General features: G+C 73.1%; 19 protein-coding genes. 9 read left to right on the top strand and 10 right to left on the bottom strand.

Going from position 1 to position 17,652, the window contains the following annotated elements; translation table 11 throughout:
- Nucleotides 1-142 precede the first annotated feature (142 nt).
- Both ACFWVE_RS26395 and ACFWVE_RS26390 read right to left on the bottom strand, forming a co-directional pair.
- Nucleotides 143-1,771, bottom strand: a complete 1,629-nt coding sequence (locus ACFWVE_RS26395; RefSeq protein WP_384018712.1) for a cation acetate symporter — start codon at nucleotides 1,769-1,771, stop codon at nucleotides 143-145.
- Nucleotides 1,768-2,124, bottom strand: coding sequence for a DUF485 domain-containing protein (locus ACFWVE_RS26390; protein WP_384018709.1), 357 nt, complete (start codon nucleotides 2,122-2,124; stop codon nucleotides 1,768-1,770). The genes ACFWVE_RS26395 and ACFWVE_RS26390 overlap by 4 nt, the downstream gene beginning before the upstream one ends.
- Before the next feature lie 260 nt (nucleotides 2,125-2,384).
- On the opposite strand from ACFWVE_RS26390, the gene ACFWVE_RS26385 reads away from it, so the two are divergent.
- The 3 genes from ACFWVE_RS26385 to ACFWVE_RS26375 all read left to right on the top strand — a co-directional run bounded on the left by ACFWVE_RS26385 (nucleotide 2,385) and on the right by ACFWVE_RS26375 (nucleotide 6,621).
- Nucleotides 2,385-3,947 (top strand): S8 family serine peptidase, encoded by a 1,563-nt coding sequence (locus ACFWVE_RS26385; RefSeq protein ID WP_384018707.1) that lies wholly within the window; start codon nucleotides 2,385-2,387, stop codon nucleotides 3,945-3,947.
- Nucleotides 3,948-4,044: 97 nt separating this feature from the next.
- The gene (locus ACFWVE_RS26380) at nucleotides 4,045-5,511 is read left to right on the top strand and encodes a CoA transferase (protein WP_384018704.1); all 1,467 of its coding nucleotides are present in this window, start codon (nucleotides 4,045-4,047) and stop codon (nucleotides 5,509-5,511) included.
- A gap of 102 nt (nucleotides 5,512-5,613) precedes the next feature.
- Nucleotides 5,614-6,621: a CopD family protein gene (locus ACFWVE_RS26375; RefSeq protein WP_384018702.1), complete on the top strand. Its 1,008-nt coding sequence runs from the start codon at nucleotides 5,614-5,616 to the stop codon at nucleotides 6,619-6,621.
- A gap of 154 nt (nucleotides 6,622-6,775) precedes the next feature.
- Here the strand turns inward: ACFWVE_RS26375 and ACFWVE_RS26370 are convergent, their stop codons facing one another.
- Nucleotides 6,776-7,447: a VIT family protein gene (locus ACFWVE_RS26370; RefSeq protein ID WP_384018724.1), complete on the bottom strand. Its 672-nt coding sequence runs from the start codon at nucleotides 7,445-7,447 to the stop codon at nucleotides 6,776-6,778.
- A gap of 515 nt (nucleotides 7,448-7,962) precedes the next feature.
- Between ACFWVE_RS26370 and ACFWVE_RS26365 the strand changes: the two genes are divergently transcribed.
- The 5 genes from ACFWVE_RS26365 (at nucleotide 7,963) to ACFWVE_RS26345 (ending at nucleotide 12,818) form a co-directional block, all read left to right on the top strand.
- Nucleotides 7,963-8,949 (top strand): DEDDh family exonuclease, encoded by a 987-nt coding sequence (locus ACFWVE_RS26365; protein WP_384018699.1) that lies wholly within the window; start codon nucleotides 7,963-7,965, stop codon nucleotides 8,947-8,949.
- 163 nt (nucleotides 8,950-9,112) lie between these two features.
- Complete coding sequence (locus ACFWVE_RS26360) at nucleotides 9,113-9,346, top strand: hypothetical protein (RefSeq protein ID WP_145870071.1); 234 nt, start codon at nucleotides 9,113-9,115, stop codon at nucleotides 9,344-9,346.
- 50 nt (nucleotides 9,347-9,396) lie between these two features.
- Nucleotides 9,397-10,215 (top strand): SURF1 family protein, encoded by an 819-nt coding sequence (locus tag ACFWVE_RS26355; protein WP_384018696.1) that lies wholly within the window; start codon nucleotides 9,397-9,399, stop codon nucleotides 10,213-10,215.
- Between the two features lie 60 nt (nucleotides 10,216-10,275).
- Entirely contained in the window at nucleotides 10,276-12,057 is a 1,782-nt protein-coding gene (locus tag ACFWVE_RS26350) for a glycoside hydrolase family 15 protein (protein ID WP_384018693.1), read from the top strand.
- A gap of 5 nt (nucleotides 12,058-12,062) precedes the next feature.
- Nucleotides 12,063-12,818, top strand: coding sequence for an SDR family oxidoreductase (locus ACFWVE_RS26345; protein WP_384018690.1), 756 nt, complete (start codon nucleotides 12,063-12,065; stop codon nucleotides 12,816-12,818).
- A gap of 76 nt (nucleotides 12,819-12,894) precedes the next feature.
- Here ACFWVE_RS26345 and amaP read toward each other — a convergent pair whose 3' ends face one another.
- The 5 genes from amaP to ACFWVE_RS26320 form a co-directional block, all read right to left on the bottom strand.
- Nucleotides 12,895-13,482 carry an alkaline shock response membrane anchor protein AmaP gene (amaP, locus tag ACFWVE_RS26340; RefSeq protein ID WP_384018686.1) on the bottom strand — a complete coding sequence of 196 codons (588 nt, stop codon included), beginning with the start codon at nucleotides 13,480-13,482 and terminating at the stop codon, nucleotides 12,895-12,897.
- Nucleotides 13,479-14,108: a DUF6286 domain-containing protein gene (locus ACFWVE_RS26335; RefSeq protein ID WP_384018683.1), complete on the bottom strand. Its 630-nt coding sequence runs from the start codon at nucleotides 14,106-14,108 to the stop codon at nucleotides 13,479-13,481. The genes amaP and ACFWVE_RS26335 overlap by 4 nt, the downstream gene beginning before the upstream one ends.
- On the bottom strand, nucleotides 14,105-14,491 hold the full coding sequence (locus ACFWVE_RS26330; protein WP_384018721.1) for a hypothetical protein: 387 nt from the start codon (nucleotides 14,489-14,491) through the stop codon (nucleotides 14,105-14,107). Before ACFWVE_RS26330 ends, ACFWVE_RS26335 begins: the two co-directional genes overlap by 4 nt.
- 5 nt (nucleotides 14,492-14,496) lie before the next feature.
- Entirely contained in the window at nucleotides 14,497-14,682 is a 186-nt protein-coding gene (locus ACFWVE_RS26325) for a hypothetical protein (RefSeq protein ID WP_257849744.1), read from the bottom strand.
- Nucleotides 14,683-14,761: 79 nt separating this feature from the next.
- Nucleotides 14,762-15,256, bottom strand: coding sequence for an Asp23/Gls24 family envelope stress response protein (locus tag ACFWVE_RS26320; protein ID WP_384018718.1), 495 nt, complete (start codon nucleotides 15,254-15,256; stop codon nucleotides 14,762-14,764).
- 89 nt (nucleotides 15,257-15,345) lie between these two features.
- Here ACFWVE_RS26320 and ACFWVE_RS26315 point away from each other — a divergent pair, with 89 nt between their 5' ends.
- Complete coding sequence (locus ACFWVE_RS26315; protein WP_384018680.1) at nucleotides 15,346-16,119, top strand: nucleopolyhedrovirus P10 family protein; 774 nt, start codon at nucleotides 15,346-15,348, stop codon at nucleotides 16,117-16,119.
- Between the two features lie 25 nt (nucleotides 16,120-16,144).
- Here ACFWVE_RS26315 and ACFWVE_RS26310 read toward each other — a convergent pair whose 3' ends face one another.
- Together ACFWVE_RS26310 and ACFWVE_RS26305 are read right to left on the bottom strand one after the other, a co-directional pair.
- Nucleotides 16,145-16,948 carry an enoyl-CoA hydratase/isomerase family protein gene (locus ACFWVE_RS26310; RefSeq protein ID WP_384018677.1) on the bottom strand — a complete coding sequence of 268 codons (804 nt, stop codon included), beginning with the start codon at nucleotides 16,946-16,948 and terminating at the stop codon, nucleotides 16,145-16,147.
- A 152-nt stretch (nucleotides 16,949-17,100) separates the two neighbouring features.
- Complete coding sequence (locus ACFWVE_RS26305; protein WP_018567695.1) at nucleotides 17,101-17,322, bottom strand: helix-turn-helix domain-containing protein; 222 nt, start codon at nucleotides 17,320-17,322, stop codon at nucleotides 17,101-17,103.
- Nucleotides 17,323-17,652 lie beyond the last annotated feature (330 nt).

Genomic DNA, 17,652 nt, shown 5'->3' with positions numbered 1-17,652 from the left:
TTTTTGCGCGTGCGTCTGCTTGGGCCGGGGGGTCGGCGGCGGCTGGGCCGGGCCCCCCCGGCCCCCCCGCCCCGGGGCCCGGAAGGGGTGCCGATCGGCTCGATCGGCTCGATGGTCGGGCCGGTCGGCTCGATCGGCCCGGTCAGTGGGCGCCGGTGCCGGTCAGCGACCGGACCTCCAGCTCCGCGAACTTCTTGACGTCGGGCTCCTCCTTCGACAGGACGGTGCCGAGCCAGCCCATCAGGAAGCCGAACGGGATGGAGATGATGCCCGGGTTCTTCAGCGGGAACCACGCGAAGTCGACGTCGGGGAACATCGCCTTGGGGTCGCCGGAGACGACGGGCGAGAACAGCACCAGACCGACGGCGACGATGAGGCCGCCGTAGATCGACCACAGGGCGCCCTGGGTGGTGAACCGCTTCCAGAACAGGCTGTAGAGGATCGTCGGCAGGTTGGCGGAGGCGGCGACCGCGAAGGCCAGTGCGACCAGGCCGGCCACGTTCAGGTCGCGGGCGAGGGCGCCCAGGCCGATGGAGACGACGCCGATGAAGACGGTCGCCCAGCGGGCCGCGCGGACCTCCTCCGCTCCGGTGGCCTGCCCCCTGCGGATGACGTTGGCGTAGATGTCGTGCGCGAAGGAGGACGACGAGGCGAGGGTGAGGCCGGCGACCACGGCGAGGATCGTGGCGAAGGCGACCGCCGAGATGGTGGCGAGCAGGATCGCGCCCCAGGCCGAGTCGACGCCGCCCAGGTGCAGGGCGAGCAGCGGGGCGGCCGTGTTGCCTGACGGGTTGGAGGCGATGATCTCGTCCTGGGAGATCAGCGCGGCGGCGCCGAAACCGAGGGCGATGGTCATCAGGTAGAAGCCGCCGATGATGCCGATGGCCCAGTTCACGGACTTACGGGCGGCCTTGGCGTTGGGCACCGTGTAGAAGCGGATCAGGATGTGCGGCAGGCCGGCGGTACCGAGCACCAGGGCGATGCCGAGCGAGAGGAAGTCCAGCTTGGTGGTGCCGTCCGCGCCGTACTGGAGGCCGGGCTCGAGGAAGGCGTCGCCCTTGCCGCTGTTCTCGGCGGCGCTGCCCAGCAGGTCGGAGATGTTGAAGTTGAACTTCAGCAGCACCAGGAAGGTGATCAGGATGGTGCCGCCGATGAGCAGCACGGCCTTGACCATCTGCACCCAGGTGGTGCCCTTCATGCCGCCGATGGAGACGTACACGATCATCAGGAGACCGACGAGGGCGACGATGAGGATCTTGCCCGCGTCGGAGGTGATGCCGAGGAGCAGTGAGACGAGCACGCCGGCGCCCGCCATCTGGGCCAGCAGGTAGAAGATCGAGACGACGATGGTGGAGGTGCCCGCGGCGGTGCGCACGGGGCGCTGGCGCATGCGGTAGGCCAGGACGTCGCCCATGGTGTACCGGCCGGAGTTCCGCAGGGGCTCGGCGACCAGGAGCAGGGCGACCAGCCAGGCGACCAGGAACCCGATGGAGTAGAGGAAGCCGTCGTAGCCGAAGAGGGCGATGGCGCCCGCGATGCCGAGGAAGGACGCGGCCGACATGTAGTCGCCGGAGACCGCGAGCCCGTTCTGGAAGGCGCTGAACTGGCGTCCGCCCGCGTAGAAGTCGGCGGCGCTCTTGGTCTGGCGGCCTGCCCACACGGTGATGCCGAGGGTCGCGAGGACGAACAGCGCGAACAGGGTGATGATGAGCGGGCGGTGCTCGCTCGCCTCGTTCGCGGCGAGCTGGACGGTGGTCATCGAGGGGCTCATGCGCCGCCCTCCATACGCGTCTTGATGGCCTCGGCCTTGGGGTCGAGATGGGTGGCGGCGTGCCGGGAGTACCACCACGCGATGAGGAACGTGGTGACGAACTGCAGGACGCCGAAGACGAAGGCGACGTTGATGTTGCCGAACAGCTTGGCGCCCATGAAGCCGCCCGCGTAGTTCGAGAGCAGCACGTACAACAGGTACCAGACGATGAAGCCGACGGTCAGGGGAAAGGCGAAGGAGCGGTAGGAGCGGCGCAGTTCACCGAACTCAGCGCTCTCCTGCACCTCGGTGAACTCCTCGGGCGTGGGGAGTTTGTGTTGCTCTGCTGAGGGGGGCGGTGCTTCGGCGGCCACGGAGTCTCCTCGCGGTGCGGGTGCGGGTCGGACGGGGGCGAGTGTCCTCGCGCTCCCTGCACAACGTCACGGCGCCACGCGAGGACCGGTTCAACCCCCCGTGCTTCTTTTGCGTGGACGTTTTCCGAAGGCGTGGCCGACAAAACGTTGCTGGCCGACGGCAGCGCGGGATAGCTTCGCACTGCACCACCCGTCATGTACCTGCCCGAGCACCACCTGTGCCTCGGGCCGGTTTTGTTTCCGGATGATGTGGAGACCCCATGGCTCATCTGCGTTCCAGACGCCGGCTCGCTCTCGCCGTGCCCGTCGCGCTGTCCCTGACCGTCTCGCTCGGCTTCCTGCCGGCGGCGGCCTCGGCGGCTCCGCAGGCGGCATCGGCCGCAGCTGAACGGGCGAACGAGCAGGCGGCGGAGCGGGCGACGGACGCCCCCGGTCTGGCGTACGTCGTCAACACCAGGACGGACCGCCGCACGATCGCGTCGGTGGAGAAGGCGGTCGCCGCGGCCGGCGGGACCGTCGTGGTCACGTACGACCGGATCGGTGTGATCGTCGTCCACTCGGCGAACCCCGCCTTCGCGCAGGAGATGCGCACCGTGCGCGGGGTGCGGTCGGCCGGTGCGACCCGCACCGCCCCGCTGGTCCCCGCGGGGACGATGGAGGAGGGCGCGGCGGACTACGTGACGGCCGCGGAGGCCGCCAGGACGCGGGCCGCCTCCGCGCGGACACCCGGCAGCGAGCCGCTCGAGGCCGACCAGTGGGACCTGCGCGCGATCGGCGCCGACAAGGCCGCGCAGATCAACCCGGGCAGCCGCAAGGTGACCGTCGCCGTGATCGACACCGGCGTGGACGACTCCCACCCCGACCTCGAGCCGAACTTCTCCGCCGCCCAGTCGGCCAACTGCGTCGGCGGCAAGGCGGACACCAGCGAGGGTGCCTGGCGCCCGTACACGGACGGGGACTACCACGGCACCCACGTGGCCGGTGAGATCGCCGCGGCCCGCAACGGCGTCGGCGTCGCCGGTGTCGCGCCCGGCGTCAAGGTCTCGTCCATCAAGGTGAGCGACCCGGACAACGGGCTGTTCTACCCGGAGAACGTCGTCTGCGCCTTCGTGTTCGCCGCCGACCACGGCGTGGAGATCACGAACAACAGCTACTACGTCGACCCGTGGCTCTACAACTGTGTGGACGACCCGGACCAGCGGGCGATCGTCGACGCGGTCAACCGGGCCCAGAAGTACGCCCAGCGCAAGGGCACCCTGCACGTCGCGTCGGCCGGCAACTCCAACCACGACCTGGCCTCGGACGCGATCGACGACGCCTCCAGCCCCAACGACACCACTCCGGTCGAGCGCACCATCGACCCGTCCGAGTGCTTCGACCTGCCGACCCAGCTCCCCGGCGTGGTCACGGTCAGCGCGACGGGCGTGCAGAACCTCAAGTCGTACTACTCCACGTACGGCGAGGGTGTCGTCGACGTGGCCGCGCCGGGCGGCGACGGGCGCTACCAGACGCCCGACACCCCGTCGAAGAACGGCCGCATCCTGTCCACCATGCCGAACGGCGAGTACGCCTTCCTGCAGGGCACGTCGATGGCCGCGCCGCACGCCGCCGGTGTCGCCGCGCTGCTGAAGTCCAAGCACCCGTGGGCGACCCCGGCCATGCTCCAGGCGCTGCTGAAGGCGCAGGCGAACAACCCGGGCTGCCCGGAGTCGTACGACCAGGACGGCGACGGCGAGCAGGACGCGACGTGCGAGGGCGGCAGCCGGGTCAACGGCTTCTACGGTGCCGGCATCGTCGACGCGCTGCGCGCGGTGAAGCGCTGAAGCGTCCTGCGGGGCCGGTGGGTGAGTGAGAGGGGGCCGGGCGGTCATTCGTCCGGCCCTCTGCGCTGCCGGCCGGCCGATACCGCATAGTGCGCCCATGACCGACACCGACCGCCCCTCCCCCGGCTCCCGCCCCGGCCCCGGCCTCACGGCCGCCTGGTCCTCGGTGGGCGGAGACCCGGCCCTGCTCACGCGTGTGACGACCGTCGAGCGGCCCGAAGTGCTTCCCGCGCGGCTGCCGGTACGGGGGTTGGCGCGCGCCTGCGTGGGCGCGTGTGCGCTGGCCGCGGCCGAACTGGGTGCGCGACGGGCGGGGTCCCGCCGTCCCGGTGGTTCCGCGCTCCCCGGGACGCCCGCGGTGCGGGTGGACGACGGGGCGGTGGCGGCGGCGTTCGTCAGTGAGCGGCATCTGCTGGTCGGCGGGCGGGCTCCGGTGAACTTCGCTCCGCTGTCGCGGTTCTGGCGCACGGCCGACGGATGGGTGCGCACGCACGCCAACTACCCGCACCACCGGGCCCGGCTGCTCGCCGCGCTGGGTACGTCCGACGAGCCGGAGGCGGTGGCGGCGGCGTTCGCCGCGCGGTCGGCCGCGGAGGCCGAGGAGACCGTGTACGCCGCCGGGGGCCTCGCCATCGCCCTGCGCACGCCCGCCGGGTGGGCGGCGCACGAGCAGGCGGCGGCCGTGGCGCGGCGGCCGCTGGTGGAGCGCGGGCGGCTGGATTCCGCGCCCGCGCGGGTGCTCACCCCCGTGGACCGCGCTCCGCTGCTGCCCGCGGCGGGGCTGCGGGTGCTGGACCTGACCCGGGTCGTCGCGGGGCCTGTCGCCACCCGCACGCTCGCCCTGCTCGGCGCGGACGTGCTGCGCCTGGACCCGCCGGGACTGCCCGAACTCCCCGACCAGCACACCGACACGGGGTTCGGGAAGCGCTCGGCCCTGCTGGATCTGGCGGCCGGCCGGGACACGTTCGAGGAACTGCTCGCGGTGGCGGACGTGGTGGTCACCGGGTACCGGCCGGGGTCCCTGGAACGCCTGGGACTGAGCCCCGAGGCGCTGGCCGAGCGCCGGCCCGGCGTGGTCGTGGCCGAGCTGTCGGCGTGGGGTGCGTACGGGCCGTGGGGCGACCGGCGCGGCTTCGACAGCCTGGTGCAGGCGGCTACGGGGATCGCGGCGAGCGAGGGTTCGACCGGGCGGCCGGGGGTGCTCCCGGCGCAGGCCCTCGACCACGGCACCGGGTACCTGCTGGCGGCGGCGGTGCTGCGGGCACTGACCGAGCAGGAGGACGAGGGCGGCAGCCGGTTCGTACGACTGGCGCTGGCGCGGACGGCCGCCTGGCTGCTGGAGGGGGCCGCACCCACGCGTGCGCCGGACGGCGAACCGGCCGCGGAAGGCGCCTCCGTCCCCGATCCGGCTGCGGGCGGGCCCGCCGACGAGTGGCTCACGGAGACGGACAGCTCCCTGGGGAGGCTGCGGTACGCCCGCTCCCCGGTGTCGTTCGCCGACGGTCCCCGCGACTGGCCCCGCCCGCCCCGGCCGTGGGGCACCGACGCGGCTCGATGGATGTGACGGGCAGTCGACTGGACGCCGGACAGGGCCTTTTCATGACATATACCCCGCATCCTCCGCCCCGCGCTTGCCCGTTCTGTGAGCCCTTGTGAAGATCCTGGGGTGACTCTGACCAATCCCGGGTCCGGGGCGACCGGTGCGCACGGGAGTACGCGGCGTTTCGGCACCGGCCCGGCCACCGCCGTCGTCGTGCTGGTGGCCCTGGCCGCACTGATACCGCTCCTCGGCCCGTCCCCGGCCCTGCACGAAACCGGTGAGGCCGCCGCGCCCGGCACCGGCGGCATAGCCCTGCTGCGGACGGTGCTGTTCGCGGCGCTGGCCGTACCCGTCGGCGAACTGTTCGTGAAACGGCTGCTGCGGTCCGTGCCCGACGCTCCCCCGGCCGTGCCGCGCGGCTGGTCCACCGTCGCGAACTCCGTCGGGTTCCTGGCCGCCCTCGGGCTCGCCTCCGTCGTGGCCACCGGGAACCTGGTGCCCGACAGCCTCGCCGCCATCGACGTGGGCGGTCTGTACGACTCGCGGGAGGGCAGGCTCGCCCTCCTGGAGGTCAACGCGTTCCTCGGCGCGGCCCTGTGCGCCGCCTCCGGCCGTCCGGGTACGCAGGTCTGGCCGCTGGCCGCGGTCGTCGTCGCCGAGGCCCTGCGCGCGCACCCCGGGACCGAGTACACCCCACTGGTCGGCTCCGGGCTGACGCTGATCCATCTGGTGTGCGCCTCGCTCTGGGCGGGCGGCCTGCTGTACGCGCTGCGCACGATGCGCGCGTGGCGGGGCTCGCCGGCGGGCGGTGTACTGCTGGGGCTGTACGCGCGCGTGGCGGCCGTTCTGCTCGTCACCGTCACGGCGACCGGGGTGTGCAGTTCGCTGCGCCGGATGCCGCCGGGGACGATCCTGGGGCAGTTGACGGACACGGCGTACGGGCGTGCGCTGCTCGCCAAGGTGATCCTGATGGCCGGGGTCGCGGCCCTCGCCCTGTGGGCCCGGATCCGGCTGGCCCGCGCGGCCGATCCGTTGAGCGCCCGCATTCCCGCGTGGGCGGAGGCGTACGTCCTGGCCCTGGTGGTGGCGGTGTCGGGCCTTCTGACGGCGCTGCCGGTGCCGATCCGCTGGTGAGGGACGGACGCCGGGGGCGCCCTCTGCTCGAAGAGCCCGGGAGGGGGCGTGCCGGCCTCCGTGTCTCCGTGTCTCCGTGTCTCCGTGTCTCCGTGTCTCCGTGTCTCCGTGTCTCCGTGTCTCCGTGTCTCCGGCATGATCCGCCGGCCAGGCCCTACACCCCTGTGGCCCCCACCAGGGTCCCCGCCAGGTAGGTCAGGCCCATGGCCAGGGCGCCGCCCGCCGTGTTGCGCAGGATCATGCGTCCCGGCGGCGCCGCGCCCAGGCGGGCGCTGCTCCAGCCCGTGAGGACGAGGGCGGTCAGTGTGGAGACGACCGTGACCGGGAGCCGCAGGTCGGCCGGCGGCAGCACCATGGCCAGCAGCGGCAGCAGCGCTCCCAGGGTGAACGCCAGGAAGCTCGCGCCTGCTGCGTGCCGGGCGTTGACGAGCGTGTCGGGGTCGATGCCGTGCTCCATGTCCGCGTGCGCCCACAGGGCGTCGCGCTCCGTCAGCTGGACGGCCGCCTCCTGTGCCACTTCCCGCGACAGGCCGCGTTCCTGGAGCAGTCGGGTCAGTTCCTCCAGCTCGGCCTCGGGCCGCTCCTTCAGCTCCCGTCGTTCGTTCGCGAGGGCGGCCTTCTCCGAGGCGCGCTGGGAGGAGACGGCGACGTACTCGCCTGCCGCCATCGACGTGGAACCGGAGATCAGGCCGGCCAGTCCGGCGGTCAGCAGAGCGGTGCGGTCATCGGTCGCCCCGGCCACGCCGACGACGAGGCCCGCGGTGGAGACGATGCCGTCGTTGGCTCCGAGGACCGCCGCTCGCAGCCAGTTGCGCCGTACGGCCATGGAGCCGCCGTGCGCTTCCCCCTTCGCCTCGCCGGGCGTCTCGTGGGGCGTCCCGTCGGATGCCCCGCCATGCGTCGGTTCCGCCGGTTCCGCCGGTTCCGCCGGTTCCGCCGGTTCCGTCACATCGGAAGCATCGCATCCGAGCCGCGCCCTCGCCGCTACCGACTCCCGTGCGCGCACACGCGGAGGGCCGCCACAACCTTCCGGTCCTCGCGGGTGAGCCGGAGGCCCGTGCGCGCACACGCGGAGGGCCGCCCCCTCCGCGCGGCGGCCCGACGGGAGCGGCGGCAACGGCGGCAACGGCGGCAACGCCCACCCGAACCGTCCGCCCTCGCACGGCTTTGCCCCGGCCCAGGACGGGCGGCTGCGACGAGCGGCCGCCGGGACGGCACAGGAGCAGTGCCGGAGGCAGCACCCCGCACACTTCTTCGGATATTCCCGGTATCCGAAGACGCGGGCCCCGCGCGGTACCTGACGGACGGGTCTGTCGGAGGTGGCCCGTATCCTCGTGAACCATGCTCGAAGACCTCACGACCGAAGCGTCCTCCCCCGGCGCGTGGCCGGCCGCCTACCCGCAGGGATACGCGGTCGTCGACGTGGAGACCACGGGGCTCGCCCGGGACGACCGCATCATCTCGGCGGGTGTCTACCAGCTGGACGCGCGCGGTGAGGTCGAGGACCACTGGTACACGGTGGTCGATCCGGAGCGGGACCCCGGCCCGGTGTGGATACACGGCCTGACGAGCGACGCGCTCGAGGGGGCGCCCCTCTTCGCCGACATCGCCGGGGAGTTCGCCACCCGGCTGGAGGGCCGGGTGCTCGTCGCGCACAACGCCGTCTTCGACTGGCAGATGATCGCCCGCGAGTACGCGCGCGCCCACGCGCAGGCGCCGGTGAAACAGCGGCTGTGCACGATCGCCCTCTCCAAGGAGCTCGCGCTGCCGCTGCCCAACCACAAACTGGAGTCGCTCGCCGCGCACTTCGGTGTGGTTCAGCGGCGCGCGCACCACGCGCTGGACGACGCGCGGGTGCTGGCGGAGGTGTTCCGGCCCAGCCTGCGGGCCGCGGCGGCGCGCGGCGTACGGCTGCCCCTGCTCGAGTGCCTGCCGCTGACGGAGTGGACGGACCGGCCCCGCCTCGGGCAGCAGGCGGGCCACGGCGGTGGTTACCGGCCCACCGGTTGGCGCCCGTCCCGCAAGCGGCCCGCGTGCCCGTACCCCAACCCGGGCCGGTACACACCGGACAGGCCGCTCAAGCAGGGCATGCGGGTCGCCTTCTCCGGCGACACCTCCGTGGAGCGGGACCTGCTGGAGGACCGGGCGACCGAGGCCGGGCTGCATGTCGCCACCAGCATCTCCCGGCTGACCAGCCTCCTGGTCACCAACGATCCGGACTCCGGCACGTCCAAGGTGGTCAAGGCCCGGCAGTACGGCACCCCGGTCGTGGACGAGGCGGCCTTCGGGCAGTTGCTGGGCGACGTCGAGCCCGCTTCGGAGAGCTGACCGTACGCGCGAAGCGGCCGGCCGTACGCCCGCGGGCCGGCCCCGTACGGGCGGGCTGCCCGCCTCCCGCGGTGGACGGCCGACCCTGCGGACGGGTGATTGACGGGCGACTCGCCCGCCGCCCGCTCGCCCCGCGCCGCACCGACGGCCCACCCTGTGGCGCATGGCGACATGCGAAGTGTGCGGCAACAGTTACGGAATGACCTTCGAGGTGCACGCCCAGGGCGCGGTGCACGTCTTCGACTGCTTCTCCTGTGCGATCCACCGCATGGCCCCGATCTGCGAGCACTGCCGGGTGCAGATCATCGGCCAGGGAGTGGAGGCCGAGGGCCACTGGTACTGCGGTGCCCACTGCGCCCGCGCGGAGGGAAGGGCGGGGATCGTCGACCGGGTGTGAGGACGTACCCGCCTGAATGCACCCCACGGCCCTGGTTGTACGGTCGTGGGGTGTACCGCTTCCTGTTGTCCCGCCAGTGGGTGATCCTCACTCTCCTGGCACTCGTGCTGATCCCGACGATGGTCGAGCTGGGCTTCTGGCAGTTGCACCGTCACGAGCGCCGGGTGGCCCTGAACCAGGTGATCGCCGGCTCCCTGGCGGCGGAGCCGGTGCCCGCCGAGTCCCTGACCGCTCCCGGGGCGAAGGTCGACGAGGACGACCTGTACCGCAGCGTGACGGCGAAGGGCAGCTTCGACACCGCCGACGAGGTCGTCGTGCGCCGCCGCACCAACGCGGACGAGGAGGTCGGCTACCACGTCCTGACCCCCTTCGTCCTCGACGACGGCAAGGTCCTGCTGGTCAACCGGGGCTGGATCCCCGCGGACGGTCCGAGCCAGACCGCGTTCCCGAAGGTTCCCGCACCTCCCGGGGGTGAGCTCACCATCACCGGACGGCTGATGCAGGACCAGACGACCGAGGACAGCGGCATCAAGAACCTCGAGGGCCTGCCGGACCGGCAGATCATGCTGATCAACAGTGAGCTGGAGGCCGAGCGGCTCGGCAAGGAGGTCCTCGGCGGCTACGTGGACCTGACCGGCCCCGGGCCGAGCGGTGACACCCCGGAGCCGGTCCCCTCCCCCGAGCACGACGCGATCGGCCCGCACCTGGCGTACGCCTGGCAGTGGTGGCTGTTCGCCGCGGGCGTCCCCGTCGGCTGGGTGGTCCTGGTCCGCCGCGAGGCCCGCGAGCGGGCGGAGAAGGCGGAGCAGGAGGCGGCCGCTGCGGCGGACGCCGAGGACACGCAGGACACGGAACCCGCGGCGGTGTAGCCCGTCACTCACCCGGCTCCACCCTGATTGCCACACCCGGCGGCCGGGCATCCGCACCTCGTGCACGCTATCGAGGACTACGCGCTCATCGGCGACGAACAGACCGCTGCCCTGGTGGGCACGGACGGCTCCGTCGACTGGCTCTGCCTGCCCCGCTTCGACTCCGGCTCCTGTTTCGCCCGGCTGCTCGGCGACGAGAACAACGGTCACTGGCGCATCGCTCCCGTCGGCGCCGAGCGCTGCACCCGCCGCGCCTACCGCCAGGACACCCTCGTCCTGGACACCGAGTGGGAGACCGACGAGGGCCTGGTGCGCGTCACGGACCTGATGCCGCAGCGCGACCGCGCACCCGACCTGGTGCGCATCGTGGAGGGCGTACGCGGTGAGGTGACCGTCCGCAGCACACTCCGGCTGCGCTTCGACTACGGCTCGGTGGTGCCCTGGATACGCAAGGCGGACGGCCACCGGGTGGCGGTCGCCGGGCCGGACTCGGTGTGGCTGCGCATGGAGCCCGAGGTACGCAGCTGGGGCGAGGACCGCACCACGTACGGCGAGTTCACGGTCGCGCCGGGCGAGCGGGTCGTGTTCGTCCTCACCTGGCACCCCTCCCACGAGCCGCGCCCGCCGCTGGTCGACCCGTACGCCTCGCTGCGGCACAGCATCGAGGACTGGCGTGCGTGGGCGTCCCGGTGCCGGTACGACGGACCGTACCGGGACGAGGTCGTACGGTCCCTGATCACGCTCAAGGCCCTCACCTACTCGCCCACCGGCGGGATCGTCGCCGCGCCCACCACCTCCCTGCCGGAGGAGCTGGGCGGAGTGCGCAACTGGGACTACCGCTACTGCTGGCTGCGCGACTCCACGATGACCCTGAGCGCGCTGCTGGCGGCCGGGTACCAGGAGGAGGCGGAGGCCTGGCGCGACTGGCTGCTGCGCGCGGTGGCCGGCGATCCGGGGGATCTTCAGATCATGTACGGGGTGGCGGGTGAGCGGCGGCTGCCCGAGTACGAACTGCCGTGGCTCCCCGGCTTCGGCGGCTCCACTCCGGTCCGGATCGGCAACGACGCCGTCGGCCAGCTCCAACTGGACGTGTACGGGGAGGTCGTGGACACGCTGGCACTGGCCCGGCGTTCGGGCCTGTCCCCGAAGCCGGACGTGTGGGCGCTGCAGACGGTGCTGCTGGACTTCCTGCGCTCGGCGTGGCGGCTGCCCGACGAGGGGCTGTGGGAGGTGCGGGGCGGCCGGCGGCACTTCGTGCACTCCAAGGTGATGGTGTGGGTGGCCGCCGACCGTTCCGTGCGCGCCATGGAGGAGGATCCCGGCCTCGAGGGCGACATCGACGGCTGGCGCACGCTGCGCGACGAGGTGCACCGTGAGGTGTGCGAGAAGGGGTACGACCCGGCACGGAACACCTTCACGCAGTACTACGGCTCGCGGGAACTCGACGCCTCGCTGCTGCTGATCCCGCGTACGGGCTTCCTGCCGCCCGACGATCCGCGGGTGGTCGGCACCATCGACGCGATCCGCGCGGAGCTGGGACCGGACGGGTTCGTCCGCCGCTACACCGCGGACGGTGCCGGAGTCGACGGTCTGCCCGGCGTGGAGGGCACCTTCCTGGTGTGCTCGTTCTGGCTCGCGGACGCCCTGCACATGACGGGCCGGACCGAGGAGGCGCGCGAGCTGTTCGAACGGCTGATGGGGCTGGCCAACGACGTGGGGCTGCTGGCGGAGGAGTACGACCCGGCGGACGGGAGGCTGCTGGGCAACTTCCCGCAGGCGTTCAGCCACATCGGCCTGGTGCACACCGCTCTCACGCTGTTCGGCGACCGGAAGGCAGAATAGACGCCATGGATCTTGGGCTGAAGGACCGGGTGTACGTCGTCACCGGAGCGACCCGCGGGCTGGGCAACGCCACCGCGCGCGAGCTGGTCGCCGACGGCGCGAAGGTGGTCGTCACGGGACGGGGGGAGAAGAGCGTCGCCGAGGCGGCCGCCGATCTGGGACCGGACGCGGTCGGCGTGGCGGTCGACAACGCCGACCCCGAGGCGGCGGCACGGCTGATCGGCACCGCGCGTGAACGCTTCCACCGTTTCGACGGCATCCTCGTCAGCGTGGGCGGCCCCCCGCCCGGGTTCGTCGCCGACACCACCGACGAGCAGTGGCAGTCGGCGTTCGAGTCGGTGTTCCTGGGTGCGGTGCGGCTGGCCCGGGCCGCCGCGGCGGAGCTGGGCGAGGGCGGTGTCATCGGCTTCGTGCTGTCCGGCTCGGTGCACGAGCCGCTGGCCGGTCTGGCCATCTCCAACGGGCTGCGCCCGGGGCTGGCCGGCTTCGCCAAGTCCCTCGCGGACGAGCTGGGCCCGCGCGGCATCCGTGTCGTGGGCGTGCTCCCGGGACGCATCGACACGGACCGCGTCCGTGAGCTCGACTCCCTCTCCGCCGACCCGGAGGCCACCCGCCAGGCGGCCCAGTCCCGCATCCCGCTGCGCCGCTACGGCACCCCGGCGGAATTCGGCCGCACCGCAGCCTTCCTCCTCTCCCCGGCCGCCTCCTACGTCACGGGCGTCATGGTCCCGGTGGACGGCGGGGTACGGCACGGGTTCTAGCCACTGGCCCCGGGGCCCGTCCGGCCGCACGGTTCGAAGGCCGGCTCCGCGCACCCGGCCCGACGGGCCCGACGGCTCAGCTGACCCGCTCCGGGCGGTGTTTGACGGACTGGAGACGGACCTCGGCCGGGAGGGTGGTGAGGCCCGCCGACTCGCGGGCGTGGGTCAGGGCTCCGGTGGTGAACCCGTCCAGCGCGGTGCCGGGGTCGACGTGGGGTTCCAGGAGCAGGCGGACACGGGTCCGCGGGACGCCGCGGCGGCGGGTCAGCCGTACGTGGGCCTGTTCGACGCCGTCCGGCCGGCCCGCCTCACGGGCCAGTACGGTCTCCAGCGCCCGGCCGCGCAGCACCGCTTCGTCGCCGTCGCCGGTGGCGACGAACACCTCGGCGAGCCGTCGTCGGCGCAGCACCGCGACCAGCCACCACAGGAGGAGCAGGAGGAGGACCGCGAGGGCGGCGATCACGACCGGCCACCACCAGCCCGCGTCCCGCCACCGGGTCCGCTCGGCCTCGTCCAGCAGCACGTCGTGCCGTCCGTCGTGCAGCCACCAGGACGGCGCCGGTGCTCCCAGTCCGACGGCCAGCACGGCCCCGCCGAGGGCCGCAAGGAGCAGCCCCACGATTCCCAGCAGGACACGGTTGACTGCCCTGATCACCGCCCTCACCCCTTCCGGCCGGGACGCCGTACCCGTACCGCCAGCACCGGCGGCCGGGACAGCGCCATGCCCCTGACCGCGTCGGCGAGCACCGCGCGCAGGTCGGCCCGCACGTCGTCCAGTTCACGGAAATGCGACACCGCGCGGACATCGGCCCGCTTGCGGGTCACCCGCACTCGTACCGACCGCACCCCGGCGACATCCACGGCCCGGTCCCGCAGTACCGTCACCGCCGCGTCCCGGTCGAGACCGGCGCGGACGTCGGGGTGGGTGCGGCGCATCGGGAGCAGCGACCGCAGCCCGGGGGTGAGGGCCAGCAGGAGCAGCCAGAGCCCCAGGAGGGCGGCGATTCCGGCGCCCAGCAGCACCCAGAAGTCGTCCAGGGGCCGCGTGGCCAGCTGGCCGGCGAGTTCCCGGCGCCAGCTCATCGCGGGCCGGTCGGCGCGCACCGCGGCGATGTCGTACAGGAACGCGGCAACGATCACCAGGAGCAGCAGCGCGAGCAGGCCGGCGGGGATCCTGCGGGCCGACCAGAAGCGACGGGGGCCCACGCCCGCGGCGTCGTCCGGCTCGGGCGGCGGTGGCTTCTCCAGGACGGTGCCCGTGGCCTCCTCGGCAGGACCGGGTCCGCTCATCGGGTCCTCCCCGGGGCTGTGTCGAGGGCCGCCGCCAGATGCAGCCGTTCCACCTGGACGGCGACCTCCGGCACCTGCATGCCCGCCAGCGTGGACACCCGTGCGATCACCTGTCGGCGCACCTCTCCGCACCGGCCGCCGATGTCACCGGGATAGCCGAGTTCGACATGGACGCGGACCCGCGCGGTGTCGTCGTGGTGGACGACGACCGTGGCGTAGGGCTGCTCGGCGTCCGGGGGCAGCGGCCCGACCGCCTCGCGGGCCGCCTGGGAGGCGATCTTCGCGACCACCCGGTCGGCGATCCTGGTCGCACCGCGCTCACGCGGCTCCACGACGGCCGGGGCACCCCCGGCTTCAGCCTCCCCCGTGCGCACCGGTCCCACGGGGGTCACCGCCGCCGATTGTCACGGGTACGGAAGAAGTCGCCGAACTCCAGGTCCCCCTCGAGGAACCGCCCGACGACGAAACCGATGGCGCCCAGGGCCGCCACCAGCAGGAAGGCACCGAATCCGCCGAAGTATCCGGCGAAGCCCAGTGCCATGCCGGCGATCATGCCGGCCACGGCCATGCTCATGGTGCGCTCCTCAGCTCCTCGAACTCCTCAGCGGTCCGCCGTCCTCGCGGCCGGGGACACCCGTTCGCCGCGCGGTTCCTCACTGGAGGCGGCTTTCCGACTCCTCGTCCTCCTCGTCCGGCAGCTTCACGTCGCTCACCGCGATGTTGACCTCGACCACCTCGAGGCCCGTCATCCGCTCGACCGCCGCGATGACGTTCTCCCGTACGGCTCTGGCGACATCGACGATGGAGACGCCGTAGTCGACGATGATCTCCAGGTCGAGCGCGGTCTGCACCTCGCCGACCTCGACCTTCACTCCGCGGGTCACCGATTTCGATCCGCCCGGCACCCGGTCGCGCACGGCTCCGAAGGTCCGGGACAGGCCGCTGCCCATGGCGTGCACGCCGAGCACGTCCCGCGCGGCGAGGCCCGCGATCTTCTCCACGACGCCGTCGGCGATCGTGGTACGGCCGCGGGTGGCGGCGTCGCCTCCGCCACGCCGGGCGCCCGGCCCCTTGCCCGCGGAGATGTCCGGCCCGCTCTTCTCGAGGTCGGCGGCCCGCGTGGAGCCGCCGTCCGTGGTGTCGCTCATCGCCGTACGTCCCTTCCGATCGTCGTCCACGGGAACCACCGTATGCGCCAATGCGGCGTGGCGCGCCATGGATACGGCAGGCTGGGGGAATGACGGCGGACGGATGGACTCGGGCAGTGCGGCAGCAGCTGGGGCTGGGCAGGCTTCTGCCGCTGGGCGGACCGCGGGACGGGGCGTGGATCTCCGAGAGGGCCGCCGGGGAGGTTCTGCGGCGCGCGGTGGCGCGGGCCGAGCCGGACGTGCGCCTGGACGGCCTGCGGATCGCGCTCGCCGCCCCGGAGGACGCCGGTGAGCCGGTGGTGCCGCCTCCGCCCAGCGCCCTGCCGCCGGGCCCGCTGCGCGTGACGGCCCGGTTCGCGGCCACGGCGGCGGAGCCGCTGCCGGCGGCCGCGGACCGGCTGCGGACGGCGTTGTCGCGGGCCGCGGCGGAGCGGATCGGGCTGGTGGTGACGGAGGTCGACCTGCGGGTGACGGAGCTGCTGGCCGCGGAGGCCGGGACAGCGGCGGGCCCCGAGGCGGAGGGCGGGGCGAAGGACACGGCCGACGGACCGGCGGCCGGACCGGCCGGTGCCCCGTCCGAGGTCCCGGAGTCCGGTGGGTCCGACGAGGGCCGGGTCGCCGCTGCCGCGCTCGCCGTACCGGGGGTCTCCCGGCTGACGGGCGTGCTCGGCCGCGCGGTGCACCTGGCGTCGTCACCGCAGGCGGCCGGCGTCGCCTCCCTGGCCGGCCGCCACGCGCGCGTGGACCTCGCCGTCGGGGCGGACCACCGGGCGCTGGACGTGGCCCGCGCGGTCCGCTCGGCGGTGTCGGCCGCCCTGCCGGATCGCCCGACGGTGGCGGTCCTGGTCACGGAGGTCGACTGACGCCCGCCGGAGCGTCACGGGCTGCTCATTCGCCGAGACCTGCCAAGTCCCGCAGCCGGCGGCCCTGGGCCGCGCGCTCGGCGATCCGCTGCTCCTCGTACGTACGCTCCACGGCCCCTCTCAGCAGCGCCTTCGTCTCGATCACGGCGTCCCGGGGCGCGGCGAGCAGCGCCGCCGCGAGGTCCCGTACCGCTGCGTCCAGTTCGCCGCCGGGCACGGCGATGTTGGCGAGTCCGGTGTGCACGGCCTCCTCGGCCGTGACGAACCGCCCGGTCGCGCAGATCTCCAGCGCGCGGGCGTACCCGACGAGCCCGACCAGCGGATGGGTGCCGGTCAGGTCCGGGACGAGTCCCAGACTGGTCTCGCGCATGGCGAACCGGACGTCGTCGGCGACGACCCGCAGGTCGCAGGCGAGGGCCAGCTGGAAACCGGCCCCGATGGCATGCCCCTGCACGGCCGCGATGGACACGATGTCACTGCGCCGCCACCAGGTGAACGCCTCCTGGTACGCGGCGATGGTCGCGTCGAGGGCGGCCTCGCTGCCGCGCGCCATCTCGACGAACGACGGATCGCCCTCGATGCCCTCGGGGGTGAGCATCTGCCGGTCGAGCCCGGCGGAGAAGGACTTGCCCTCGCCACGGAGCACCACGACACGCACGGAGCCCGGCAGCAGCCGGCCCGCCTCGGCCAGCGCCCGCCACAGAGCGGGGCTCTGCGCGTTGCGCTTGGCCGGGTTGGTCAGCGTCACCGTGGCGACCGCGTCGTCGACGGTGAGCCGTACGCCGTCCTTGTCGAGTACGGGACCAAGGTCCTGGGCGGGCGAAGCCATGGAGCGCCTCCGATGGGTGCGGTCGTCCTCCGTACCGTACGTACGGCGGGACCGGGCCCGCCGTGCGGCACAGCTAAGTGACTGCACAGTAACCACCCGCCCGGCCGGTCGGCCGACCGGGTGGCCACCTCGGATCGTGGGCGTCCGGGGAGTCAGGCCGAAGCGGCCTTCTTGCCCCGGGTCGCCCCACCACGCCCTCGGAGCGTGACGCCCGACTCGCTGAGCATGCGGTGCACAAAGCCATACGAACGGCCGGTTTCCTCGGCCAACGCCCGGATGCTCGCACCGGCGTCGTACTTCTTCTTCAGGTCTGCCGCGAGCTTGTCGCGCGCGGCGCCGGTCACCCGGCTGCCCTTCTTCAGAGTCTCGGCCACCCGTGCCTCCTCATGGGAAGTGCGCTCTGGTCCCCTCATGATCACCCCTCCGGGGCCCGATGGCCACCCATTCGGCAAGGTCCGTGCGACAAGGTTGTGACGACAGGAGCGCGTCCCCACATACGGAATGACACATTCCACAGGGTGCCGACCACACCACCGGACGGGTTCCGCCGCGAAGTACCAGGTCAGAACGGTGTCGCGGGCGCACCCCCCGGCCAAGACGGGGCGGGGCGCCCCCAAAGTGAGGGCAACACCGGGGTACGGGTGTAGGGACAAACATTATGTTTGAAACAAGTGGGCGCAAGTTAAAATAGCGGGGGTGTACGC

The sequence above is a fragment of the Streptomyces sp. NPDC058632 genome (assembly GCF_042717095.1).
Taxonomy (GTDB): domain Bacteria; phylum Actinomycetota; class Actinomycetes; order Streptomycetales; family Streptomycetaceae; genus Streptomyces.
Note: the sequence above shows the minus strand (reverse complement) of the source record. Positions and strands in the feature narration are given on the sequence as shown.